The organism is Pseudomonas sp. GW822-FHT03F08 (assembly GCF_058801265.1).
Genome location: NZ_JBXANC010000011.1, coordinates 187,820 through 212,880, shown reverse-complemented (window position 1 = coordinate 212,880; position 25,061 = coordinate 187,820). Strand labels below are relative to the sequence as shown.

The 25,061-nt window shown below is 60.8% G+C and carries 16 protein-coding genes; 10 read left to right on the top strand and 6 right to left on the bottom strand.

What is annotated here, in order from left to right; genetic code table 11:
- The first annotated feature begins 46 nt into the window (after positions 1 to 46).
- From AC1RME_RS25580 to AC1RME_RS25565, 4 genes are all read left to right on the top strand, one after another.
- Positions 47 to 568 (top strand): DUF3455 domain-containing protein, encoded by a 522-nt coding sequence (locus AC1RME_RS25580; protein ID WP_493091943.1) that lies wholly within the window; start codon positions 47 to 49, stop codon positions 566 to 568.
- A gap of 42 nt (positions 569 to 610) precedes the next feature.
- Positions 611 to 1,144 (top strand): sigma-70 family RNA polymerase sigma factor, encoded by a 534-nt coding sequence (locus AC1RME_RS25575; protein ID WP_493091950.1) that lies wholly within the window; start codon positions 611 to 613, stop codon positions 1,142 to 1,144.
- Positions 1,141 to 1,836 carry an anti-sigma factor gene (locus AC1RME_RS25570; RefSeq protein ID WP_493091942.1) on the top strand — a complete coding sequence of 232 codons (696 nt, stop codon included), beginning with the start codon at positions 1,141 to 1,143 and terminating at the stop codon, positions 1,834 to 1,836. The genes AC1RME_RS25575 and AC1RME_RS25570 overlap by 4 nt, the downstream gene beginning before the upstream one ends.
- A 113-nt stretch (positions 1,837 to 1,949) precedes the next feature.
- A complete protein-coding gene (locus AC1RME_RS25565) occupies positions 1,950 to 2,390 on the top strand; it encodes a phage infection protein (RefSeq protein ID WP_493073174.1) in 441 nt (146 codons plus the stop codon).
- 78 nt (positions 2,391 to 2,468) lie between these two features.
- On the opposite strand, the gene AC1RME_RS25560 is transcribed toward AC1RME_RS25565, so the two are convergent.
- The gene (locus tag AC1RME_RS25560) at positions 2,469 to 3,557 is read right to left on the bottom strand and encodes a DUF1615 domain-containing protein (protein WP_493091941.1); all 1,089 of its coding nucleotides are present in this window, start codon (positions 3,555 to 3,557) and stop codon (positions 2,469 to 2,471) included.
- 184 nt (positions 3,558 to 3,741) lie between these two features.
- Here AC1RME_RS25560 and AC1RME_RS25555 point away from each other — a divergent pair, with 184 nt between their 5' ends.
- The 4 genes from AC1RME_RS25555 to AC1RME_RS25540 all read left to right on the top strand — a co-directional run bounded on the left by AC1RME_RS25555 (position 3,742) and on the right by AC1RME_RS25540 (position 7,455).
- Positions 3,742 to 5,277, top strand: a complete 1,536-nt coding sequence (locus AC1RME_RS25555; RefSeq protein WP_493091939.1) for an FAD-dependent oxidoreductase — start codon at positions 3,742 to 3,744, stop codon at positions 5,275 to 5,277.
- A 107-nt stretch (positions 5,278 to 5,384) separates the two neighbouring features.
- On the top strand, positions 5,385 to 5,996 hold the full coding sequence (locus AC1RME_RS25550; protein ID WP_493091938.1) for a DUF5343 domain-containing protein: 612 nt from the start codon (positions 5,385 to 5,387) through the stop codon (positions 5,994 to 5,996).
- Positions 5,993 to 6,574 carry a Swt1 family HEPN domain-containing protein gene (locus AC1RME_RS25545; protein WP_493091937.1) on the top strand — a complete coding sequence of 194 codons (582 nt, stop codon included), beginning with the start codon at positions 5,993 to 5,995 and terminating at the stop codon, positions 6,572 to 6,574. The genes AC1RME_RS25550 and AC1RME_RS25545 overlap by 4 nt, the downstream gene beginning before the upstream one ends.
- A 38-nt stretch (positions 6,575 to 6,612) precedes the next feature.
- Positions 6,613 to 7,455, top strand: coding sequence for a putative phage abortive infection protein (locus tag AC1RME_RS25540; protein WP_493091936.1), 843 nt, complete (start codon positions 6,613 to 6,615; stop codon positions 7,453 to 7,455).
- Between the two features lie 87 nt (positions 7,456 to 7,542).
- Here the strand turns inward: AC1RME_RS25540 and hemB are convergent, their stop codons facing one another.
- The gene (hemB, locus tag AC1RME_RS25535) at positions 7,543 to 8,517 is read right to left on the bottom strand and encodes a porphobilinogen synthase (RefSeq protein WP_003223551.1); all 975 of its coding nucleotides are present in this window, start codon (positions 8,515 to 8,517) and stop codon (positions 7,543 to 7,545) included.
- A 143-nt stretch (positions 8,518 to 8,660) separates the two neighbouring features.
- The gene (locus AC1RME_RS25530) at positions 8,661 to 9,359 is read right to left on the bottom strand and encodes a glutathione binding-like protein (RefSeq protein ID WP_096823070.1); all 699 of its coding nucleotides are present in this window, start codon (positions 9,357 to 9,359) and stop codon (positions 8,661 to 8,663) included.
- A gap of 296 nt (positions 9,360 to 9,655) precedes the next feature.
- Between AC1RME_RS25530 and AC1RME_RS25525 the strand changes: the two genes are divergently transcribed.
- Positions 9,656 to 10,330, top strand: a complete 675-nt coding sequence (locus tag AC1RME_RS25525; RefSeq protein ID WP_493091934.1) for a histidine phosphatase family protein — start codon at positions 9,656 to 9,658, stop codon at positions 10,328 to 10,330.
- Between the two features lie 31 nt (positions 10,331 to 10,361).
- On the opposite strand, the gene mnmH is transcribed toward AC1RME_RS25525, so the two are convergent.
- Both mnmH and selD read right to left on the bottom strand, forming a co-directional pair.
- Complete coding sequence (mnmH, locus tag AC1RME_RS25520; protein WP_493091933.1) at positions 10,362 to 11,465, bottom strand: tRNA 2-selenouridine(34) synthase MnmH; 1,104 nt, start codon at positions 11,463 to 11,465, stop codon at positions 10,362 to 10,364.
- A complete protein-coding gene (gene selD / locus AC1RME_RS25515) occupies positions 11,465 to 12,499 on the bottom strand; it encodes a selenide, water dikinase SelD (protein WP_096823073.1) in 1,035 nt (344 codons plus the stop codon). The genes mnmH and selD overlap by 1 nt, the downstream gene beginning before the upstream one ends.
- Before the next feature lie 179 nt (positions 12,500 to 12,678).
- Between selD and AC1RME_RS25510 the strand changes: the two genes are divergently transcribed.
- The gene (locus tag AC1RME_RS25510; protein ID WP_158243873.1) at positions 12,679 to 14,049 is read left to right on the top strand and encodes a hypothetical protein; all 1,371 of its coding nucleotides are present in this window, start codon (positions 12,679 to 12,681) and stop codon (positions 14,047 to 14,049) included.
- A gap of 84 nt (positions 14,050 to 14,133) precedes the next feature.
- Here AC1RME_RS25510 and AC1RME_RS25505 read toward each other — a convergent pair whose 3' ends face one another.
- The gene (locus AC1RME_RS25505) at positions 14,134 to 24,654 is read right to left on the bottom strand and encodes an autotransporter-associated beta strand repeat-containing protein (protein WP_493091931.1); all 10,521 of its coding nucleotides are present in this window, start codon (positions 24,652 to 24,654) and stop codon (positions 14,134 to 14,136) included.
- Between the last annotated feature and the right edge of the window lie 407 nt (positions 24,655 to 25,061).

The window sequence follows — 25,061 nt, the reverse complement described above, 5'->3', positions numbered from 1 at the left end:
GCCCTCTTTCGGCTGTCAGCGGTTTACCCTTTTCGGAGAAACACTGATGAACATCACCCAATTGATTGGCCTCACCGGTTTGCTCGCTGTCGCCTCGACAAGCTTTGCCCAAAGCAGTTATCCCGACGCGATCAAGGTGCCGGACGGCCACAAGATCGCGATGGAAACCACCGGGGTCGGCGAGATCACCTACGAGTGCCGGGACAAGGCCAATGTCGCCGGCCAGACCGAGTGGGTGTTCGTCGGCCCGAAGGCGGTGCTCAATGATCGCAGCGGCAAACAGGTGGGCACCTACTTCGGCCCGCCCGCCACCTGGCAGGCGCAGGACGGTTCGAAAGTCACCGGCACGCAACTGGCCGTTGCCCCCTCAAGTCCGGGCAACCTGCCCTATCAACTGGTGAAGGCCAACCCCGCTGAAGGCAAAGGCGCGATGAGCGGCATGAGCTACATCCAACGCGTCGCCCTCAAGGGCGGTGTGGCGCCGGGCAGCGAATGCACGGCCGCAAACAAGGGTAAACAGGAAACAGTGAAGTACCAGGCCGATTACATTTTCTGGGCGGCGAACTGAACCTGACTGGACGTTTGGTCGATGCTTGCTAGATTGCAGGACATGCCCTTGCCCGAAAACCTGTTCGATTACGAAGCCCGCCTCGCCGCCTGTTCTCGTGGCGAGCGCGAGGCGCTGCGCGAATTGTACGTGCAGGAAGGTCCGCGGCTGCTCGGTGTGGCCCGGCGTCTGGTGCGTGATACGGCGCTGGCGGAGGACATCGTCCATGATGCGTTCATCAAGATCTGGGCCGGCGCGTCGGGGTTCGATCCGGCGCGCGGTTCGGCCCGAGGCTGGATGTTCAGCGTGACCCGGCATCTGGCGCTGAATGTGTTGCGCGATCATGGCCGGGAAACATCGCTGAACGAACACAACGAATCACTGGCGAGTGATGACGGCATCGACACGCTGGCGCAATCGACGCGCATCCACCGCTGCCTGCATCAACTGGAACCGCAACGGCGCCGCTGCATCCTTCACGCCTACGTCGACGGTTACAGCCACGCGCAGATCGCCCAACGCCTCGACACGCCGCTGGGCACCGTCAAAGCCTGGATCAAACGCAGCCTCAATGCGTTGCGGGAGTGCATGGGATGACCACCGAATCGGCGCAGGAACGCGATGAACTGGCGGGCGAATACGTGCTTGGCACGCTCTCGGCCGAAGAACGCGCCGAAGTGCAGCGACGCCTGCCGAACGAGCCCGAGCTGCAAGCGACCGTGGATGCCTGGGAACGGCGTCTGCTGGAACTGACCGACCTCGCCCCGGCGCATCAGCCCTCGTCGCAGTTGTGGCAACGCATTGAACGCAGTGTCGGGCAACTCCCCCATAAGATGGCGCCAGAGACTTCATGGTGGAACCGCCTGTCACTGTGGCGCGGTTTGAGCGCTGCCGGGTTGGCCGCAACCTTGTTATTGGGTTCGATCCTGTTAACCCAGACCACGCCGAAACCGAGTTATCTGGTGGTACTGGTCGCCCCGCAGGACAAGGCGCCGGGCTGGGTGATCCAGGCCAGCAGTCCCCGGGAGATTCAGTTGATTCCGCTGGGCGTGGTCGAGGTGCCGGCGGACAAGGCGCTGGAGTTCTGGACCAAGGCCGACGGCTGGCAAGGCCCGGTGTCGCTGGGTCTGGTCAAGCCGGGGCAAGCGCTGTCGATCCCGCTGGACAAGCTGCCGCCGCTGCAACCTAACCAGTTGTTCGAGCTGACGCTGGAAGGCGCCAATGGTTCGCCGATCGGCAAACCCACCGGGCCGATCCAGGCGATTGGCCGAGCGGTGAAGGTGCTCTGAAGAACCATCATCGGCGTCGATGTTCACCATCACGTCAATGAAGTTCTCTTAAAAAATCCCGGGCGTAACATCTGCTCCATACCAAACAAACAACACCCCCGGAGCACAAAATCATGAAACGCCAAGTCATCCTCAGCATTGCCCTTTCGGTTCTGGCCTTCAACGCATTTGCCGCCAAACCTGCCCACACCATGATCGCTGAAGGCGGTTCGGATCGCTTGATCGAACAGCGCGTTGCCGAGGGTGGTTCGGATCGTCTGCTGGAACGCCGTGTTGCCGAAGGTGGCTCGGATCGTCTGTTGGAACGCCGTGTCGCTGAAGGTGGCTCGGATCGTCTGCTGGAACGCCGCGTTGCCGAAGGTGGCTCGGATCGTCTGCTGGAACGTCGCGTCGCTGAAGGTGGTTCGGATCGTTTGCAAGAGCGCCGCGTTGCCGAAGGTGGCTCGGATCGTCTGCAAGAACGCCGCGTTGCCGAAGGTGGCTCGGATCGTCTGCAAGAACGTCGCGTTGCCGAAGGTGGCTCGGATCGTCTGATCGAACGCCGCGTTGCCTGAATGAAGGGCTTTACCGCAGCAATCCAGAAAAAACCCGGCTCCCTTCAGCCGGGTTTTTTTACGTCTTTTTTTGCCGCTTCAGTCCCTGGCCATGCAGCGCCGATAGCGCTCATCGACCCGTTTGGCGAACCACGCAGTGGTCAGTTTGCGGGTGATCTTAGGGCTCTGCAGAACGATCCCCGGCAGCACCGCCCGGGGCAATGATTTGCCTTCTGCCTTGTCCGCCAGTTCAAAGACCCGTTGATACAGCCTGGTCTCCTCGAATCCCAGCGTGTTGCCCTTCTCCAACTGGTCACGGATCTGTGGATTGCGCATACCCAATGACTTGCCGAGTTTGCGCACCGCCAGTTCGGTCGTGCCCGGCATGATCGAGTCATAGCGAATCAGGTCACCATCCAGCGCCAGCGGAACGCCCGAGGCGCGACTGACTGCATTCTGAAACGCCGCGTTGCGACTGGCGTACCACCCGGCGTTGAAATCGGCAAAGCGGTACAGCGGCTCGCGATAACTCACCGGATACCCCAGCAAATGGGCGATGCCGAAATACATGCCGCCACGACGGGTGAACGCTTCGTGGCGAATCGTGCCGCTCACCGGATACGGATAACCCTTGGCATGCTGTTCGGCGAATTCGATGCTGACCTGCATCGGCCCGGCGGTGTGCACCGGGTTGAAGCCGCCAAACAGCGTGCGCCCCATCGGCACCATGCCGATGAAGTCATCGAAAATGGCGCTCAGGTCTTTCTCGGTGCGTGCCGCGCTCAGGCGTTCGCTGTAGCTCTTGCCGTTGGGCGAGCGCACCTGCAAGGCGCCGCTGACCAACAGGCTCGGGATGTGGACCTTGGCCGCGCGCCGGTCGATCTCGTCGCGGGCAATCTTGCCCAGGCCGGGCACCGGCGGGTCGACCTGAAAGTTGGATTCCTGCTCGGCGACGGCCAGCACCGAACACAGGTTTTGCGTGGTCGGGCTGATGCCCTGTGCGGCGAACGCGGTGTAGATGTCCGTGGCCCAGCCCTGGCGGTCGACGGTTTTCGCTGGCAGCAAACGCACGATCTGCGCCTTGACCTCGGCCGGCGAACGCGGGGCCGGTTCCTGCCCGCGTTGGCCTGCGCAACCGGCCAGCACCAGCAATGCAGCGAGGCTGACGAATAATCGAGGGGTGTGCATAACGCTTCATCCAGTCCGTTGAGGCGGGTTAACCCTACGCTCAATCGCAGGGTGCAGGATAGGACTGCGGGCCGGCGGCGCTGTTCCATCGTCCCGTTTGGCAGGCCGACTGGCTGCCCTCGCCTGCTGATCCATACTTGCTGCTGCACACTCAGTGGCAAAGGGCACGCGAGGAGGACAGACCATGAACCGCAGTGACGTTCTGATCATCGGCGCGGGCCCCACCGGACTGGTACTGGCCCTGTGGCTGAGCAAACTGGGCGTGCGGGTGCGCATCATCGACAAGAGCTCCGTGCCAGGTACCACCTCACGGGCGCTGGCGGTGCAGGCGCGCACGCTGGAGTTGTACCGGCAACTGGATCTCGCCGAAGCCGTGGTACGCAACGGGCACCGGGTGGCGGCGGCGAATTTCTGGGTCAAGGGCAACCCCGTGGCACAACTGCCGCTTAACCGCATCGGCGAAGGCCTGACGCCTTACGCCTTTCTGGAAATCTACCCGCAGGACGAACACGAGCGGTTGCTGATCGACCGCCTCGAAGACTACGACGTGTTCGTCGAGCGCAATACCACCCTCGAAAGCTTCACGGAAAACGGCGACGGCCTCACCGCACATTTGCGCCTGCCGGATGGCGAGCAGGAGATCTGCCAGGCCTGCTACCTGGCCGGTTGTGACGGCGCCCGTTCAGTCGTGCGCAAAACCCTCGACACCGGTTTCCCCGGTGGCACCTATCAACAGATTTTCTACGTCGCCGACGTGCAGGCCAGCGGCCCGGCGCTCAACGGCGAGTTGCATCTGGACCTGGATGAGGCGGATTTTCTGGCGGTATTCCCGCTGGCCGGCGAAGGCCGTGCGCGGCTGATCGGCACCGTGCGCGACGAACGTGCAGATCGCGCTGAAACCCTGGAATTCTCCGATGTCAGCAGCCGCGCCATCGAGCACTTGAACGTGCACATCGAGGACGTCAACTGGTTCTCCACCTATCGCGTGCATCATCGGGTGGCGGATCACTTTCGCAAGGGCCGGGCCTTTCTGCTCGGCGACGCAGCGCACGTGCACAGCCCCGCCGGCGGCCAAGGCATGAACACCGGCATCGGCGATGCGATCAATCTGGCGTGGAAACTCGCGGCGGTACTCAGCGGTGGCGCCACGGCGAAGCTGCTCGACAGCTACGAAACCGAACGTATTGCCTTCGCCCGGCGGCTGGTATCGACCACCGACAAAGTCTTCAGTTTCGTTACCGCCGAGGGCCGCATGGCCGATCTGTTGCGCACGCGACTGGCACCGTTCCTGATCCCGAAAATGGCCTCATTCGAAACCAGTCGCGAATTCCTGTTTCGCACCGTCTCGCAAATCACCGTCAATTATCGGGGCATGGCGTTGAGCGAAGGCGTGGCCGGGCATGTGCACGGCGGCGACCGTTTGCCGTGGGCCCATGATGGCGAGGGGGATAATTACGAACCGCTGCGCAATCCATGCTGGCAGGTGCATGTGTACGGCGACACCAGCGACGAGATGATCGCCTGGTGCAATGAACACCACTTGCCGCTGCACGTGTTCGACTGGCGCCCGGCGTTTGAATCGGCAGGACTGGGGCGCAACGGCTTTTACCTGCTGCGCCCGGATACTTACGTGGCGATTGCCGACAACAGCGCGGATCCAAAGGTGATCGAACGGTATTTCCGTGACCACGGGATCCGGCCGTTTTTTGGCTTAATCTAATAATCTTTTTTCGTATTTTCTTCGTTTCCTACAGCAGAGTGGAAAACATAAAAAACCCAACTACTATCCTGAGAGTCAACAGCAAGCGACTATAGTCGAGGAAAGTAATGGCCTTAACAAATGCCTATACCGAAGCCTATGGAAAACTAGGCGAGTTTTTTAACAGAATACGAGATGGACAAGCGCCTCCGCTATTCACTCACCAATTTCTAATAGATCTTGGTTTCAAATCAAACAAACAGCGCGCTTACATCCCTCTACTAAAGGCTTTGGGCTTTTTAACTCCAGACGGAAAACCAACCGCTCGATATAAGGATTACCGGGACCACTCTCAATCAAAAGCAATCATGGGTGAAGCACTAAAAGAAGCCTACGCCGATATATTCCTCATCAAAGAGCACCCAACTTCCGCCGACAGCGCCGCAATTGAAGGAAAATTCAAAAGCTATCACAACGCGAGCGACAATGTTGCTACCAATATGCGACGCACATTTATGTCGCTTTTAGAGCTCGCAGACACCAAACATACCAGCGCAAAAACTCGGACCACCGAAGACACGGAGGAAAAATCTTCTGTTACGGTGGAACAAACACAACCCCCGCCGCAGCTTATAAAAACCCCCGGCTTACACTACAACATTCAAATTCACTTACCCGCCACAAAAGACATAGAAGTGTACAACGCAATTTTCAAATCACTAAAAGAGCATTTATTTTGAAATACAAAGAACTGCGAGACTTTATGTTTAGGGGACTGTTATTTGAAGCAGAAGCTTCTGTATTTCAGAGAGCGGGGATAAAAATAGGTGCCGATCAAACTGAAACGGAAGAAAGGCTTCTAGCGGAGGCACTTGCCCCTTTCCCTGTCAGTTTGAGAAACAATTCGCTTGAGATGGCAAGATTGTATGCAGTGCTTTTCGCATTCGAGAATCACGTCCGCGACTTTATAAGACAAACGCTCCAAGAAACTGAAGGAATTGGATGGGTGGAAAAGATACCGGAAAAAATAAAGACCCATGCCCATAACAGACAGACAACTGCAAATTTAGATTCATGGCTTGAGGGAGAAAAAACGGACATTCTAGGTTTTCTGGATTTCGGACACCTTGCACAAATAATACTCAACAAGTGGGTTCATTTTGAATCGATAATCCCATCTCAACATTGGTTAAAACAACGTATGGACGAACTAGAGAAAAGCAGAAATTTCATCGTTCACAACAGAATGTTACTACCAAGTGAATTCCAAAGAATGTACATGTACATTTCCGACTGGAACAGGGTCGTAGGCCTTTAACAACGAACAAGGCTGTTTAGGGCAAGAGGAACTTTTCATTGAACAACCAAGAAGTCAACACAGAAAATGAATTGCTATTGGCCGAAAAACATTTCACTCAACTCAACAGGCTAATCTACATAGGTATCTCACTTTCCCTAATATTTATCTGTGCTTACGCGATCAATTTCTACGGACCCTTATCGCCAAACCCAGAACACTGGGGGCAATTTGGTGATTTTCTTGGAGGTGTACTAAACCCAACTTTTAGTTTTTTAGCATTAATCGCTTTACTCGCAACTTTTAGCTTACAAATTAAAGAACTAAAGATATCAACAAAGGAGCTAAAAAACTCGGCATCGGCGTTAACCAAGCAAAATGAAACACTCCGTCAACAAAAATTTGAGGGGTCGTTCTTTCAGTTACTCAACCTACACAACACGATAGTAAACTCTATCGATCTCGATTCCGCAAAAAAAACAAAAAAAGGTAGAGATTGCTTCAGAGTCTTTCTAAAACGGATCGAAGGTGAAATCTCAAAAATCAAAAACTGCAACGAACAAGAGTTCAAAGCAATATACTCAGTTTATTTCATAGAGCACGAACCCGAACTCGGACACTACTTTAGACTCTTGTACAACATAATAAAACTAATCAAGACCACCCCTGACATTGATAAAAAGTTTTATACAAATATCGTACGAGCCCAACTCTCAAGCGCAGAGTTGATGTTGATTTTTTACAACTGCATTTCTGATTTTGGAAACGAAAAATTCAAACCACTAGTAGAAGAATTTGCACTTCTTAAGACAATCCCACGGACAGTTCTTCCGAACCAGAACTTACTCCACCTTTATCGCGAATCTGCTTTTGGAGGTACTTACCCTGTCGCAACCCTTTAAACAGCAACCCCTTTCAACCGAAATAGATACTCAACTCGGTATATGAGCATCTATATCAGCTGAAACTTCAAATGAAGACTTTGATTTTTATATCCCGGCCAGGGCCAGGTCCATCGCAAAGTAGGTGAAGATCAGATCCGCCCCCGCGCGTTTGATCGCACCGAGGCTTTCGCGCACCACACGATCCTCATCGATGGCCCCGGCCTGGGCGCCGAACTTGATCATCGCGTACTCGCCGCTGACCTGATACGCCGACAGCGGCAGGTTCGAGGCTTCACGGATGTCACGGATGATGTCCAGGTACGCGCCGGCCGGTTTGACCATCAGCGCATCGGCGCCTTCCTGCTCGTCGAGCAACGATTCCCGCAGGGCTTCGCGGCGGTTCATCGGGTTCATCTGATAGCTTTTGCGGTCGCCTTTCAGCGCGCTGCCACCGGCCTCGCGGAACGGGCCGTAGAGCGCCGAGGCGAATTTGGTCGAGTAGGCCATGATCGGAATCTGCGTGAAGCCGGCATCGTCCAGTGCCCGGCGAATCGCCCGCACCTGACCGTCCATCGCGGCCGACGGTGCGATCACATCGGCACCGGCACGCGCTGCCGCGACTGCTTGTTTGCCGAGGTTGATCAGGGTCTGGTCGTTGTCGACTTCATGGTTGTGCATCACGCCGCAGTGACCGTGGTCGGTGTACTCGCAAAAGCAGGTGTCGGACATCACGATCATTTCCGGCACGGCGTCCTTGGCGATCCGCGACATGCGCGACACCAGACCGTTTTCCCGCCAGGTGTCGCTGCCGTTGGCGTCCAGGTGATGGGATACGCCAAAGGTCATCACCGACTTGATCCCGGCCCGGGCGTAACGCTCGATCTCGCTGGCCAGTTTGCGCTCTGGAATGCGCATCACGCCGGGCATGCTCTTGATCGGCACGAAGTCGTCGATCTCTTCTTCGACGAAGATCGGCAGCACCAGATCGTTGAGCGAAAACTCGGTTTCCTGGAACAGGCTGCGCAGGCTCGCATTGCGGCGCAGACGGCGTGGACGTGCTTCGGGGAACTGACTGGACATGGGGCCTTTCCTGAAAACGGGCAGATGAGACGAAAGTCGTAGGGGGCGAAGCTTATGCCTTGCGGGGGACGGGGTACAAACCTGGATCAATCAACAGTGCATTACCGGGCGCGCAATAATCCGCGCACCCGGCTCCCACAGGGTTATGAGGGAATGGTCAGCCCGCGCACCACCGCCGGACGCGCCAGAAAACGCTCCAGTACCCGGGTGACGTTCGGGAAGTCCTTGATGCCGACCAGATCGCCCGCCTCGTAGAACCCGATCAGGTTGCGCACCCACGGAAACGTGGCGATGTCGGCGATGGTGTAGCGCTCGCCCATGATCCAGTCGCGCCCTTCGAGGCGGGCGTTCAGGACGTTGAGCAGGCGTTTGCTTTCGTCGACGTAGCGGTCACGGGGACGTTTGTCTTCGTAGTCCTTGCCGGCGAATTTGTTGAAGAAGCCGAGCTGGCCGAACATCGGGCCGATGCCGCCCATCTGGAACATCAGCCACTGGATCGTCTCGTAGCGCAGCGCGCCTTCCTGGGCCAGCAACTGGCCGCTTTTGTCGGCGAGATAAATCAGGATCGCGCCGGACTCGAACAACGGCAGCGGTTTGTCATCCGGGCCGTGAGGGTCGAGGATCGCCGGGATCTTGTTGTTCGGGTTCAGCGACAGGAACGCCGGGGACATCTGGTCGTTGGTGTCGAACCCCACACGGTGCGGCTCGTAGGGCAGACCGATCTCTTCGAGCATGATCGAGACCTTGACGCCGTTGGGAGTCGGCAGGGAATAGAGCTGAATCCAGTCAGGGTACTGCGCCGGCCATTTCTGGGTGATCGGGAACGCGGACAGATCGGTCATGTGTAGCATCCAGTCACAAAATGAAAGGCCTGAGCATAATCCACGTTTTCCGCTCTGGCTCGGGTTCTTTTTTGCCGTGGACACCACGCTTACTTAATTCCGCAACATCCTGTCGCTAACCTTCCCTCAAGCCTTTGGGCGATGCCTTTAGAGTGCGCCCCGGCAAGCGGATCGAACCAAAAGGCCTGCGGGGGCTCCAAGCAAGCCAATCAAGACAGGGAAAAACACCCGGCCCGGCAGCCCGCGGTGTAGAGGTTTGTCAGCCTTAACCGAACACGCTGAAGAATCCTGATCTCATGACGAACTTGATGAAAGTCGCCAAACGCTTCAAACATCGCGCCTACGTGGCCCTGCCCTCGCTGCTGGCGATGAGCGCGCTGTTCCTGTCGCTCGAGTCCAGCGAAAGCCGCGCACAACCGGTGGATGGCACCCAGACCCTGATCTTCCTGCGCCACGGGGAAAAACCTGCCGGCGGCCTCGGCCAGCTCAACTGCCAGGGCCTGAACCGCGCCATCGAGCTGTCGACGCTGCTGCCGGAGAAATTCGGCAAGGCCGACTACGTGTTTGCCGCCAACCCGACGCGCAATGTCGAGGAAGGCGAGCTGGACAACTCCTACAGCTACATCCGCCCGCTGATGACTATCAGCCCCGCCGCGATCAAGCTCGGCCTGCCGGTGAACATCGAATTCTCGGCCAACGACACCAGCGACCTGGCTCGGGAGCTGACCGCCGACAAGTATCACAACTCGACCATCTACACCGCCTGGTCCCACGGCTACCTGCCGGAGCTGATCAACAAGGTCGCCGGCAAGGCCGTGGGCGAGAAACAGTCCATCACCGAAGACTGGGCGTCCGGCGACTATGACTCGCTGTACGTGCTGACCCTGACCTGGCACAACGGCAAGGCCAGCCTGCAGAGCCACAGTTACAAGCAGGGGCTGGATAACGGCAAGGTCACTTGCCCGACTTGAGTGTTCTGGAGCCGGTGCCGGGTCTCCGGCTTCAGCGTTTGTGATTCAACCGCTCGCGCAGATACTCGATCACCGCCCCGCGCTCTCCGGCAAACTCGATCCGCGCGCCCTTCTTCTCGCGCTGAAACACATACATCGGGTCGTAATATTCGCGCAGCAACCCTTCGATCCAGCCCCGGTGCAAATCCACCGCGCCGCTGCGCCCCTGCTCTGCCAGTGCGTCTTCCATCAACAGCAGCATCCTTCGGTGGCGTTCGCCGCCCAGACGTTTCTGCACATTGTTCAGGCTCTCGAGCAACCGTTCAGAGAACAGTGCAAAACCCTGCTCGCCGTGCACTGCCGAAAACTCGGCCGACAGGTCCACCACGTAATCGCGCAGGATGCGCTGTACACGATCTTCAAAACTGTCCTCCAGCCAGACCATCGGGTATTGCTGCATGCCCTGATACAACGGCAGCGGCAAGGCGCAGCTGCCGACTACCCGGCTCTCGTCTTCGAGCACGAACTGACCGATGCCGGCATCACGTTTCTTGAGGAGGTCGATGGCCAGGCGGTTTTCGAAATCGATGTTCGACGGTTGCCCCGTGGCGCGTTTGCCGAAGCTTGAGCCGCGATGATTGGCGTGGCCCTCCAGATCCAGACCGTTGTCCAACTGCACCAACAGTTCGGTCTTGCCGGTGCCGGTCATGCCGCCCAACAACACGAAATCGCACTGGGTCACGGCTTGCTCGAGGGTGTCGATCAGGAAATTGCGCAGCGCCTTGTAGCCGCCACGGATGCGCGGATAGTCGATCCCGGCCTCGCTCTTGAGCCATTGCCGGGTGATCTGCGAACGCAAGCCGCCGCGAAAGCAATAGAGATAACCGTCGGGATGGGCCCGGGCAAACTCGGCCCAGGCCTCGATACGTTCGGCCTTCACCGCGCCGGACACCAAGCGGTGGCCCAGTTCGATGGCAGCGTGTTGGCCATGCTGCTTGTAGCAAGTGCCGACCTTCTGCCGCTCCAGATCATTCATCAGCGGCAGATTGACCACGCCGGGGAACGCACCTTTGTGAAACTCGACCGGCGCGCGAACATCCATCAGCGGTCGGTCGTTGAGGAAAATGTCCCGGTAATCGCCGTAGTCAAGGTCCATCAAGACACCTCGACGGCGTGGGTCTGTCGCTCGACCAGTTCGCCAATCGGTTCCAGGCTCAAGCCCAGCTCCGCCGCCACGGCAAGGAATTCGGCGTTGCCTTGCGGGGTCACGGCCACCAGCAACCCGCCGCTGGTCTGCGGGTCGCACAACAGCCGTTTGTGCAGCTCCTGCACCCGCCCGAGCCGGTCCGAATAGCTGTCGAAATTGCGCAAGGTGCCGCCCGGCACACAGCCCTGTTCGAGGTAATATTCGACGCTGTCCAGACGCGGCACCCGGTCATAGACGATGCGTGCGGTGAGGTGGCTGCCGTCAGCCATTTCCACCAGATGCCCGAGCAGGCCGAAACCGGTGACGTCGGTCATCGCGGTGACGCCGGCCAGTTTGCCGAAGCGACTGCCGGGTTTGTTCAGCGTACACATCCAGTCCCGGGCCAGACCGATGTCGGCGTTGCGCAACTTGCCCTTCTTTTCGGCGGTGGTGAGGATGCCGATCCCTAGCGGTTTGGTCAGGTACAGCAGGCATCCGGCGGTGGCGGTGTCGTTGCGCTTCATGAAGCGTTTTTCCACCAGTCCGGTGACGGCCAGACCGAAAATCGGCTCCGGCGCATCGATCGAATGCCCGCCCGCCAGGGGAATTCCCGCCGCATCGCACACCGCGCGACCGCCACGAATCACTTCGCGCGCGACTTCCGGTGCCAGCACGTTCACCGGCCATCCCAGAATGGCAATGGCCATCAATGGATCGCCGCCCATGGCGTAGATATCGCTGATCGCATTGGTCGCGGCAATCCGACCGAAATCGAACGGATCATCGACGATCGGCATAAAGAAGTCGGTGGTCGACACCACGCCGCGCTCGGCATCGATCTCATACACCGCCGCGTCATCGCGCGAGGCGTTGCCGACCCACAGCTTCGGATCAAGGTTCTGCGCCCCGCTGCCGGCGAGGATCACCTCCAGCACTTTGGGCGAAATCTTGCAGCCACAACCGGCGCCGTGGCTGTACTGGGTCAGACGAATGGGCTCGCTCATCGGGGCAATCTCCGGGAAGGGACAGGGGCGAATTCTAGCAGAGGGCCTCAATGGAGCTGCGAGTGCGTCACACCCTGAACAGGATTGGGCATATTGACATCAGTGTGCAGTCCACCAGAATCGGCGCTCGCCGAGTGGACGGTCACGTCCCCCCGCTTCTACACCATTTAAGGAAGAACATGTCTGAGTTACTGGATGCAGTGGAAAAACACGGAACGCTGGCTGCCAAACTGATAGTGGCGCTGGGTATAGGAATTACCTGGGGCTACTGCGCCTTCATCATCAACTTCTTCCCCACAGGATTAACTCTCGCCGACAGCCTGGTGTTTATTTTTATCGCGCTTGGCTTCGGACTGCTCTATTTCTACTGGTTGCTTTTCGGATTTTTGGGCGTGTATTTCGCGCACGACTTCACTAAAAGCTCCAAAAAAATGGACAAAGCCTTCGCGGTTTTCATGTGTTTTGTTTTTATCGGCTGCCTGATCATCGTCGCCCTTTTAATGCATGATTTTTCACCACTCGCAGCGCCCGTCTTCAGTGGCGCCCTGTTGTTCCTTTCAATCATCTATTGGAAACCTGACGCTGCCGGCGCGACGATTGAACAGATTCGCCAACGTGCACGGATGCGCGTGGCCACGTTCATCACTGCCTTGATTCTGCCGATTGCAGTGGCGGTGCCTGTCATGGGCCTCATCATTGGCAGCACCTTCGGATTCATCGGCATCGCACAGAAGGATGTCTCGTTGGCGTTGAGTGAAGAGAACCAGAAAGTCGTCAGCGATGTTGCAAAGGAATTCGATATTTCCGTCTACGGATGCCTGAAAAGCGGCAGTCAAACCAACATCGTTCATCACTTCAATATTCTCTGGCATGGCTTGGGCGAACGGAGTCTCGTGGAAATACTTGCATACAACGGAAAAGACTGGTCACCAAAAGCCAGAATCGAGTTGGATCGCAGTGGCTTGAAAGTTTTGAAAGCCTCCAATAAGGAAGCCAGTTTCAGTACCTGCCACACGCTTAACTCCGATGCACTTTTTGACACTTACGAAGACGAAGTCAGCACAAGCGGAAAGCAACAATTGATCACCTTCAGCAGCGAAACCAAACAAAAGCTCGAAAAGGATCACTTACACATCCTGTCAGCAAAAATCATCGGATACACGGACAGAACACCGGTCATGAAATCGGGAGATTCAAACGCGGCCTTGTCTTTGCGACGCGCAGAAAGTGTGCATGCAGAGTTGGAGAGTCTGTTCATCGGCGTGCCAGCGGTCCCGGTTAAGAGTACTGGACAAGGCTCGCTTTTTCCCAAATCGAACTGCCCCAGGAATCTCGGTTCCGTCGAGCTCAAAGAGTGCCTGGCCGCAGATCGGCGAGTAGAGATTGAGCTGCAACTGCAAATGAAGTCCTCCAGTGCGCGGGCACAACCTTCGACAGCAAGCAAAAGCGGAGCCTGGTATGACGCCATACTTTGCAAAGTCGGGTTCCAAACATGCGTGGATAAAACAACACCTGCCGCCGTTCTTCCTGCGACTAACCCGCCGAACTGACACTCATGATCCGAGATCACGGATTCGAGCGTATTTAGCCAAAAAAAACCGCCCTTTCGGGCGGCTAAAGTGCTTCGACCATGATCAGAAGCTTTGGCTGAAGCTGATGGTCATCGCGCTGTCGTTGTTGTCACTGGACACCTGACCCGAGTAGCCGATGCCGAGCTTGCCGGTCGGGCTGATCTGGAAGTCCACGCCGGCTTCGAGCAGCGCACTGTCCTTGGCGATCGGTACGCCCTGGGTGCTGAACGACGCGCCGCCATCGATGAAGGTCAGGTCGGCGTCAGGTTTGGTATCACCGTAGGCATGTCGCCAGCCGATCGCCGCCCGTGGCGTGAGTTGGCTGCCGTTGGCCAGGGTCACCAACTTGCCGATGCGCACACCGAGGGTCGAGTAGGTGATGTCCTGATCGGCATCGCCCTTCAGGCGCCCCACTCCGCCTTTTTCCTTGGCGGTGTCGCTGTCGTAGTTGACGTAGGCCAGGCCGGCGAACGGTTCGATGGCCACGCCTGCCGCATTGATGGCGTAACCCACTTCGCCGAACACCTGGGCACTGCGGGCATCGTAGTCAGCTTTCAGGCGATCGTTGTAGGCACCGACGCTGACGTCGCGTTTGGTCTCGATGCTGTGCCAGCTGTAAGCCGCGCCGAGGCGCACGGCCAGTGCATCGAACTGCGAACTCAGGTAACCCGCCAGGTGGTAGCTGTCGACCTTGGCATCGGAGTTGCGATCGTGGGCGTTGAGGTTGCCACGGGTGTAGCCCGCTGCCATCCCGGCGCGCCATTGATCGTCGAGTTGCTTGTCCGTGCCGAGCATGAAACCGCCGAGGCTGCGATCGACTTTCGCCGTGTTGCTGTCGCCGCCCATGTCGCCCCAGGCACCAATGGCCCGGGCCCAGCCGACCATTTCACCGTGACAGCCGTTGCTGCTCAGTTGGGTGTCGCTCGGTGCCAATGTACGGCGTGGATCATCCGATGCGCTGCAGGTCGGTTGACGCATACGGTCGTTGACCGCTTCACGCACAAAGCGTGAATCCTCGAGAACCGCACTGGCGGTGCTGGCATGGATCTCCCCGGACAGGTTGTCGAAAGCGTGACGCGCGCCGGCCACGCTGAGGTTGACGATCTCGTTCTGCAACGCAGCACCCGCCGGCCCGTTGCTCATCAACGCCGAGGCGGTGTTGCGCTGGTTGCTCGTGGCGGCGACGTCGGCGAACGAATTGCCGTTGCGGCTGACCACCAGGTTCACCGCGTCAGGGCTGTACACCAGCGCCGTGTCAAGGAACGCATATTGCGGCAGATCGGCGGCGCTGAAGGTGCCGGTCACCCCACCGCCGGCGGTGATCAGCGAATACACGGTGTTGCCGGTGAACGGCGCCAGGCTGTTCACTTGCAGGCCACCGCCAAGGGTTGCGGTGCCGCCGACAGCCAGAGGCGTAGCGGTGGGCGAGCTGACGGTCAGGGCCAGTACACCGTCGGCAGCGTTGGTCAGGTTGCCCGCCACACTCAAGGTGCCGTCTGCGCCACCGGAGGCCACCACACCGTGGTTGACCACCGAACCGACGCTGCCGTTACCGCTCAGGGCCGCGCCGTTGGCCACGGTCACTTGTCCGCCCAGGGAGGCCCGCGCTGAACGGCTTCCGACCTGCAGCACGCCTTGATCGACCGACACGGTGCCGCTGAACGGTTGATCGCCGGTCAACAGCAAAGTCCCGACACCACGCTTGGCCAGCGCACCGAGGCCGCTGAGAACACCATTGAACTGGCCATTGGTATTTTGCTGGAACACCAACGAAGCGTTATCGATGATGTTGCCTTGCAGGCTGGTGGTGTTACCGATCAGCGTACCGCCGCTGACCGTGGTGCCACCGCTGTAAGTGTTGGCGCCGGTGAGGATCAGCGTACCGGAGTCCAGTTTCTCGATACCGCCGGTACCGATCAGTGGCACATCGATCTGCGCGCTGGCGCCGGCATTCACGCGGATTGGCGCCGGGGTGCCACCAGGCCCGTTGACCGGGGTCAGCGTGTCGCCGGCATCCGGTTCCAGGCTGTAGCCGTTGACGAGGAATTGCAGCCCGGTGAAGTTCTGGTTGCCTTGGATGGTGACCGTCCCGCCCTGCCCGCCAAACACTGCGAACTGGCCGTTGGAGCCCAGTGCCTGAGTGCCGGTCGGGTCGGTCCAGTTGGTGCCAGGCCCCCACACGCCGTTGCCGCCACCGATGCTGCCGTCCGGGTTGGTCTTGCCACCGTTCCAGAACTGCACTTCGCCCGGCGTGCCTTGCACCAGCAGGTTGACCTGATTGGCCAGCGCAGTTTGCAGGGTCAGATTGGCCGCCGAAACCGGCAGGCTGCCGTAGACCAGACCGTTGTTGGTCAGCGTGCCACCGTAGCTGAACAGCTGATACACCCCGACGCCGAAGCCACCGGCGTTAGTGATGTTCAGCGTGCCGTCGAGGGTCAGGTTGCCGGCGACGTTGACCACGGTCGTGGAGCTGGCGGCCGAGCCGAGGGTGAAGTCCAGATTGGTCCCCGAAGACAACGCGAGCGAGCCGACTGACAACGGTGCGGCGTTGCTGCCGCCAAGCAGCGTCGCACCGCTGGCCAGTTGCACAGTCCCACCGAATTGACCGCTGCCACCGATCTTCGCACCGCTGGCGACATTGACGTTGGCGCTGTTGAGCACGCCGTTGACGTTGAGCGTACCGGCCTGCACGGCGGTGTTGCCGGTGAAGGTGTTGTTGCCAGTGAGCAACAAGGCGCCAGTGCCGGTTTTGTTCAGGGTGCCGGCGCCCGTCAGATTGCCGGTGTAGCTGCCGTCACTGTTCTGCTCGAAGGTCAGCGCCGCGTTGTTGACGATTGCACCTTGCAGGCTGCTGGTGTCGCCACGGGTGCTGCCGCTGTTCAGCGTCGTGCCGCCGCTGTAGGTGTTGGCGCCGCTGAGCACCAGGTCGCCAGCGCCGTTTTTCACCAGGCTGCCGCTGCCGGTGATCGCACCGATCAACGTGGTGTTCTGGTTGCCGGCCAGGGTCAGTTGCGCCCCCAGGTTGATGGCGTTGGCCAGTTGCAGCGCAGAGGTGCTGTCGACGGTGCCGTTGCCCAGCACACTGAGAGCGCCGCTGCTGATCGCGCTGTTGTTGCCCAGAATCAGCGAACCGCCAGACAGTTGGGTACCGCCGCTGTAAGTATTGCTGCCGTTGAGGGTCAGGCTCGATGCGCCGGTCTTGATCAGACTGCCGCTACCGCTGACTACACCGCCGAGGGTCAATGCGTTGGAGCCGGCGACGGTGAGTCCGCCATTGAGCACCACATCGTTGGCCAGGCTGACCGCCGTGTTGCTGTCCAGCGCAGTGCCGTTGGCGGCGGTCAATACGCCAGTGCCGAGGGCCGCGTTGTTGCCGACCACAATCTTGCCGCCGTTGAGCGCGGTGCCGCCGGTGTAGCCGTTGGCCGCGTTGAGCACCAGGGTGCCGGTGTCGTATTTGCCCAGCGTGCCGGCGCCATTGAGCGCGACGCCCACGGTCGCGGTGACGTTCGGATCGACCCGCACGGTGGCATTGCCCAGCGAACCGTTGACCAGATTCAACGAACCGGCCGTGCCGTTCTGCAGGCTGTAGCCATCGGTGACGAACTGCATGCCGGTGATGGTTTGCGCGCCATTGACGGTCACGGTGCCCGCCGTGCCCTGGAACACCGCGAAGCTGTTGGTCCAGGCCTGATTGGTCGTGCCGTTGACGTCGGTCCAGTTGGTGGTGCCGGTGCCCCAGGTGCCGCTGCCGCCATCCACCGAACCGTTGGCAACGAGTTGGTTGCCGTCCCAGAACTGCACGGTGACGCCCGGTGCGGTGACCAGCAGGTTGATCTGGTTGGCCAGCGCGGTCTGCAGGGCCAGGTCGCCCGGCGTGACGCTGCCCGGCACGGTGCCGATCAGCATGCCGTTGTCGGTCAGGCCGCCGGTGTAGTTGATCAACCGGTACACGCCACTGCCGAAGCCGCCGATGTCGCTGACGTTGAGGGTGCCGTCGAGGGTCAGGTTGCCGCCGACGTTGACCAACGCGTTGCCGCCACCGGAAACCGGGGCGCCGAGGCCGACGTCGAAGTTTGAGTTGGCGTTGAACACCAGCGAATTCACCGACAGCGTGCTGCCGGTGGCGCCGGCCAGATGACCGCCGTCCGCCACGGTCACGGCCCCGCCGAGCGAGCCGCCGCCGGTCAGGGTGCCACCGCTGTTGACCAGTACGCTGGCGCTGTCCAGCGAGCCGCTGACGTTCAAGGTGCCGGCGTTGACCGTGGTGTTGCCGGTCAGGCTGTTGAGGCCGGTCAGGGTCAGCGTACCGGTGCCGAGTTTGTTCAATTCGCCCGTACCGGTGAGCACACCGCCGAAAATACTGCTGGCGTTGTTGCCGCCGATGCTCAGCGTGTTGCCGCCGCCGATCAGTGCGGTACCGCTGCCGGTCAGGCTGGCGAGGCTGCCCGAGCCGCCGAGGTTGAGGGTCGCCGCAGCGCCGAGATTGACCCCGGCGTTGCTGCCCAGTGCCGAGTTGCCCAGCGTGGTCAGGCTGCCGGCCTGCACATCGAAGGTGCCGCTGAAGGTGTTGTTGCCGGACAGCGTCAGGTCGGCCAGACCGTTCTTGGTCAGGGTGCCCGCCCCGGCAATCACGCCACCCAGGGTCAGGTTGTTGTTACCGGCCACGCTCAGGTTGGCATTGACGTTGACGTTGTTGGCCAGCACCAGCGGCGCAGTGGTGTCGAGAGTCGATGCGCCCGCCACGGTCACCGCGCCGGAGCCCAGGCCCGCCGAGGTACCGAGGGTCACGGTGCCGGCGTTCAGCGTGGTGCCGCCGCTGTAAGTGTTGATGCCATTGAGGGTCAGGTTGGAGGCGCCGTTCTTGATCAGTCCGCCGCTGCCGCTGACCACGCCGCTGAGGGCCACGTCGCTGTTGCCGGTGTTGGTCAGGTTGGCGTTGAGCACCACATTGTTGCCCAGCGACACCGAGGTGTTGCTGTCCAGCGACGACGCACCGGCCACGGTCAGGTTGCCCAGACCGAGGGCGCCGTTGCTGCCGGCGGTCAGGGTGCCGGCATTGAGGGTGATGCCGCCGAGGAAGTTGTTGGCCCCGCTCAGGATCAGGTTGGCCGCGCCGTTCTTGGTCAGGCTGCCGGCGCCGTTGATGGCCCCGCTGAGTGTCAGATCGTTGCTGCCGACGATGCCGAGGTTGCCCGCCAGGTTGATCGCGTTACCCGCCGTGAAGGCGCCACTGGCATCCAGGGTGGTGCCGTTCGCCGCGTTCAGGGTGGCCGAGCCCAGCGCGCTGTTCGACGCCAGAATCAATCCGCCCGCGTTCAGTGCCACCGGCCCGAGGAAGGCGTTGTTGCCACCGAGGGTCAGGCTGGCCGAACCGTTCTTGATCACGCCGCCAGTGCCGGAAATGACACCGTTGAGGGTCAGCGCATTGCTGCCGAGCACGGTGAGGTTGCCGTTGAGCGTGGCCGCGTTGGCCAGGGTCACGGCGGTGTTGCTGTCCAGTTGCGTGCCGGCGTTGGCGATCAAAGCGCCAGTGCCCAGGGCGGTGTTGCTGCCGACGACCAATGTGCCGCCGTCCAGTTGCGTGCCGCCGGTGTAGCTGTTGGCGCCGTTGAGCACCAGTGTGCCCGCATCGAGTTTGTTGAGGATGCCGCTGCCGTCGATGTTCACACCGACCGTGGCGGTCACGCCCGGATCGACCCGCATCGCCGTGGTGCCGCCAGTGCCGTTGACGGCGGTCAGCAGACCCGACGTGCCGTTGACCACGTTGTAGCCATCGGTGAGGAATTGCATCCCGGTGAACAGTTGCGTGCCGTTGACCGACACCGTGCCCGCCGTGCCCTGGAACACCGCAAAGTCGCCGGCCCAGGTCTGGTTCACCGTGCCGCTGGAATTGGTCCAGTTAGTGCCGCCGGCAGTCCATGTACCAGTGCCGCCATCCACGGTGCCATTGGCGATCGTCTGGCTGCCGTCCCAGAAACGCAGGTTGGTGTTCGGCGCCGACACCACCAGGTTCACCTGGTTACCCAGGGTCTGCACGAGGATGTCGCCGAGGCCGTAACCCACCGGCACACCGGCCACGGTCAGGCCGTTGTCGGTCAGCGCGCCGATGTAGTTGAACAAGCGATAGACACCGACACCGAAACCGCCGGCATCGGTGACGTTGAGGTTACCGTCGAGGGTCAGGTTGCCGCCGATGTTCATCAGCGAGCTGGTCGAAGGCGTGGCGAGGCTCGCGTCAACATTGCTGTTGGCGGTGAGGATCAGCGACGAGGTGGACAAGGTGTTGCCCGAGGACAACGCCAGATGACCGCCGCTGTTGATGGTGATGAAGCCCAGCGCCGAACCGGTACCTGTGAGGGTGGCGCCGTTGTTGATGTTGAGCTGGGTGCTGGCCAGCGAACCGGTGAGATTCAGCGTACCGGCGTTGACGTTGGTGTTGCCGGTGAGGCCGCTGCTGCCGGTGAGGTTCAGCGTCCCGGTACCGACTTTGGTCAGGGCGCCACTGCCACCGAGGTCACCGTCGAAGGTGCTGGTGCCGCTCACGCCGCCCACCGTCAGGGTGTTGCCGCCGGCGATCTGCACGCTGCCGCTGCCGCTCAGCCCGTTGAGGCTGGCGCTGCTGTTGAGATAGAGATTGGCGCCGGCGCTGATATTGGCGCCGGAGGTGTTGCCCAGCGCCCCGCTGCTCACGGTGGTGACGCTGCCGGAGGCAATGTTCAGCGCACCGGTGAAGGTGTTGTTGCCGCTGAGCGTCAGGTCGCCAAAACCGTCCTTGGTCAGGCTACCGGCACCATCGATCACGCCACTGAGGTTCAGGGTGTTGCTGCCGGCCAGGGTCAGGCCGGCGTTGAGGGTGATGTTGTTGCCGACGCTCATGCCGGTGCTGGTATCCAGCGTCGAAGCGCCGCCGACGGTCAGATCGCCACTGCCCAACGCAGCGGCCGAGCCCAGTGTCAGCGTACCCGCGTTGAGCGTGCTGCCGCCGCTGAAGGTGTTGGTGCCGTTAACGGTCAGGTTGGCTGCACCGTTCTTGATCAACTGGCCTGCGCCGCTGATCACGCCGCCAAGGGTCAGGTCCTGGGTGCCGCCGACGCTCAGCGCCGCATTGAGCACGACCGCGTTGGCCAGGCTGGCCAGCGGCGAACTGCTGTCGAGCGTTGCTGCGCCGCCGACGGTCAAGGCGCCGGTCCCCAGTGCCGAGCTGTTGCCGACGGTCACCGTACCCGCGTTCAGCGTGGTGCCGCCGACGTAGGAATTGGTGCCATTGAGGTTCAGATTGGCTGCGCCGTTTTTCACCAGGCTGCCGGCACCGGCAACAGTGCCAGTGAGGGTCAGATCGGCGCTGCCGCCGATGTTCATCGCACCGGCCAGGTTGACCTGGTTGCCCAGAGTGACGGCGGTGTTGGTATCCAGTGTGGTGCCGGCCGCTGCGTTCAATGCGCCGCTGCCGATCGCGGTATTGCTGCCGACAATCAGCTTGCCGACGTTGAGTGCGGTGTTGCCGAAGTAGGTGTTGGCACCGTTGAGAATCAGGTCGGCGGGGCCGCTTTTGGTCAGGCCACCGACACCGGAGACCACACCCGCGAGCGTCAGCGCGTTGCTGCCGCCGATGGTCACGTTACCGCCGAGGTTGACGTTGTTGGCCAGGCTTGTCGTGGTGCTGGCGTCCAGCGTGGTGTTGTTGCCAGCGTTGAGCACGCCGGTGCCGAGGGCGGTGTTGGAGCCGACGATCAGTGTCCCGGCGTTCAGCGACGTCGCACCGGTGTAGGTGTTGTTGCCGGTCAGGGTCAGGGTCGAGGAGCCGGTCTTGATCAGGTTGCTGCCACCACTGATGACCCCGCCGAGGGTCAGCGGGTTGGCGCCACCAGCGGTGAGGTTGGAGTTCAGCGCGATCGCGTTGTTCAGCGTCACGTTGGCGCTGCTGTTGAGCGTTGCCCCCGCCCCGCCCACGGTCAGCGTGCCGGTGCCGAGTGCCGCGCCGTTGCCGACGGTCAGGCTGCCAGCGTTGAGCGCCGTGCCGCCGGTGAAGGTGTTGGCGCCGTTGAGGGTCAGGTTGGCGGTGCCGTTCTTGATCAACTGACTGGCACCGCTGAGCACGCCGCCCAGGATCATGCCGTTGCTGCCGCCGATGGCCAGGTTGCCGTTGAGGGCGACGTTGTTGTTGAGGATGACCGAAGTGTTGCTGTCGAGGGTCGCGGCATTGGCGACGGTCAGGGCGCCGCTGCCCAGTGCGGCGGCGTTGCCGACAGTCAGCGTCCCGGCGTTGAGGGTAGTGCCGCCGCTGAAGGTGTTGGCGCCGTTGAGAATCAGGTTGGCCGCGCCGTTCTTGGTCAGCCCGCCGCTGCCGCTGACCACACCGCCGAGGGTCAGGTTGGCGTTGCCGGCGATGTTCAGGTTGCCGCCGAGGGCGACGGCGTTGCTCAGTGCCACGGTGGTGCTGGCGTCGAGGGTAGTGCCCGCCGCCGTGGTCAGTGCGCCGGTACCCAGCGCGGTGTTGGAGCCGACGATCAGCGTCCCGTTGTTCAGCGCCGTACCGCCGGAGAACGTGTTGTTGCCGCTGAGGGTCAGGTTCGCGGTGCCGCCCTTGATCAGGTTGCCGGCGCCGCTGATGACGCCGCTCAGGCCCAGAGCCTGAGTGCCGCCGATGGTCAGGTCCGACGCCAGTGCAACCGCGTTGGCCAGCGTCACCGCCGTCGTTGCATCGAGGGTGGTGCCGGACGCAGCGTTAAGTGCTCCCGTGCCTAGGGCGGTGTTGCTGCCGACGAACAAAGTGCCGCCGTTGAGCGCGGTGGTGCCACTGTTGGTGTTGTTGCCGGTCAGGGTCAGGCTGGCGCTGCCGCTCTTGGTGATTGCGCCGGTGCCGGAGACGATGCCAGAGAGGGTCAGCGCATTGCTGCCGAGCACGTTCAACGCACCGGTGATGCCGACGTTGTTGGCCAGGGTCACGTTGCCGGTGCTGTCGAGGCTGGTGCCGTTGCTGGTGTTGAGCACCCCGGTGCCCAGGGCGTTGTTGTTGCCGACGCGCAAGGTGCCGGCGCTGAGGCTGGTGATCCCGGTGTAGGTGTTGATGCCGTTGAGGGTCAGGCTGCCGCTGCCGGTTTTGGTCAGGTTCGCGGCGCCGCTGATCACTCCGCCCAGGGTCAGCGCACCGGTGCCGGTCGCGGTCAGGGTGCTGTTGAGCGTGATCGCGTTAGCCAGCGAAATCGGCGCCGTCGCCGAGATGCTCGAAGAACCGCCAACGGTGATGCCGCCGGTGCCGAACGCTTGGTTGTTGCCGACCAGCACCACACCGCCGTTGAGCACGGTGTTGCCGCTGTACGTGTTGATGCCGCTGAGGTTGATCTGGCCGCTGCCGATCTTGGTCAGGCCGCCAGTGCCGGAGATCACCCCGTTCAGGGTCATGCCGTTGATGCCCTGCAGGGTCAGACCGCCGGCACCCAGGTTGATCTGGTTGGCCAGCGACAGTCCGGCGTTGCTGGCCTGGAGAATCCCGCCGTTGGACGTCAGCACACCGCTGCCGAACGCCGCGTTGTCGTTGAACTGCGCGACACCGCCATTGAGGGTGGTCGCGCCGCTGACCAACGGCCCCTGCACGGTCCAGGTGCCACTGTTGAGGGTCAGGTTGTTGAAGTTGACGTAGACCAGGCTGGACGCCGTGCCGGTGCCGGTGGTACCGCCGCCGAGGCCGATCGGGTTTTGCAGGATCAGCGTGTTGGTACCGGCCGCACCGCCATCGATCGTCCCGGTCGGGGCGAAGGTCAGGTTGACGCCGATCAAGCCACCGAGGCCGACGGACAATTGCGCACCGTCACCTTGGTTAACGCTGGAACCTGTGATCGCGTAGAAGGTGTTGGTGCTGCCCGCCCCCATCGACACGCCGCCGGTGATGTTACCGGCGTTGGTGAAAGTGTTGCCCGCCACCGACGTCTCGAACGCGACCCGGCCGTTGATCGTGCCGGTGGCGCTGTTGGTCATGTTGACTTGTGAACCGCCATACACCCCGACCACCGGGGTATCGGCCAGGGTGATCCCGCCGACCGACAGCCCGGTCGAGGTAATCGTGCCGTCGTTGGTGATGGTCGTAGTGCCCGACACCGAGTTGTTCACGGCTATCCCCAACCCGTCGATGCTGGTCAGGTTGAGGCCGAGCAGCATGCCGGTGCCGCGTATAAGCCCGGTGGTGTTGTTGACGATGCTCACCGTGCTGGTCGCGCCGGTACCGATGAACGCGCCGCCACTGAGGATCGAGACCAGGCCCAGCAAGGCTGGGTCGAGGGTGCCGGAGTTGTTCAGGTTGATGTTGGCCCCGGTCAGGTTGATCACCTTGCCACCCAGGGTCGCGTTCATCTGTGCACCGTTGGTGACGTTGACCGTCAATCCGCTGGTGGCACTGCTGTAGTCATTGAGAAACAGCGGCAGCGTCGGGACACCCGAACAGGTAATCGTGGAGCCGGCAGCCGAGCAGGTGGCGAACGCCTGCTCACTGACCCCGCCGAACAGTAGCCCGGCGACGCTCAGGTGCACAGCAAGGGAAAGTGGGGAAAAACGCGAAACGAGGGCGACACCAAACCTTGCTTCCACGGGCTACTCCTTTCGTGGCCAATTCATCCTTGAAGGCGTGCAACTGCGGCAAGATCCGACACGCGTATCAAGCGTATGACGGTCATCAGATAAACCGTCTATTCCAGACACACGCTAGTTGATGCCCTGCGATGGGGCACCGGTTAAATAGTGTTAATACTTTTGTGCGATAAGCCGCTTGAGCGATGCTCCGAGCCGTTCTGAGCACGGGCTTGAGTGCTTTCGGGGAAGGCCTGAGCCATGCCTGACCGAAGGGCCAGGTAAATCACTGAATTGATCTGTTTTTCAGCGTCTTGCGAAACTGGTACGGGTTGTGCAAACGTTTGCGAGTCGCCGTTACTCACAATTTCGTTACAGAACCGTACAAGCCCGCTTTTTCGGGCCTTGATCCGCAAAAAGGACTTTGA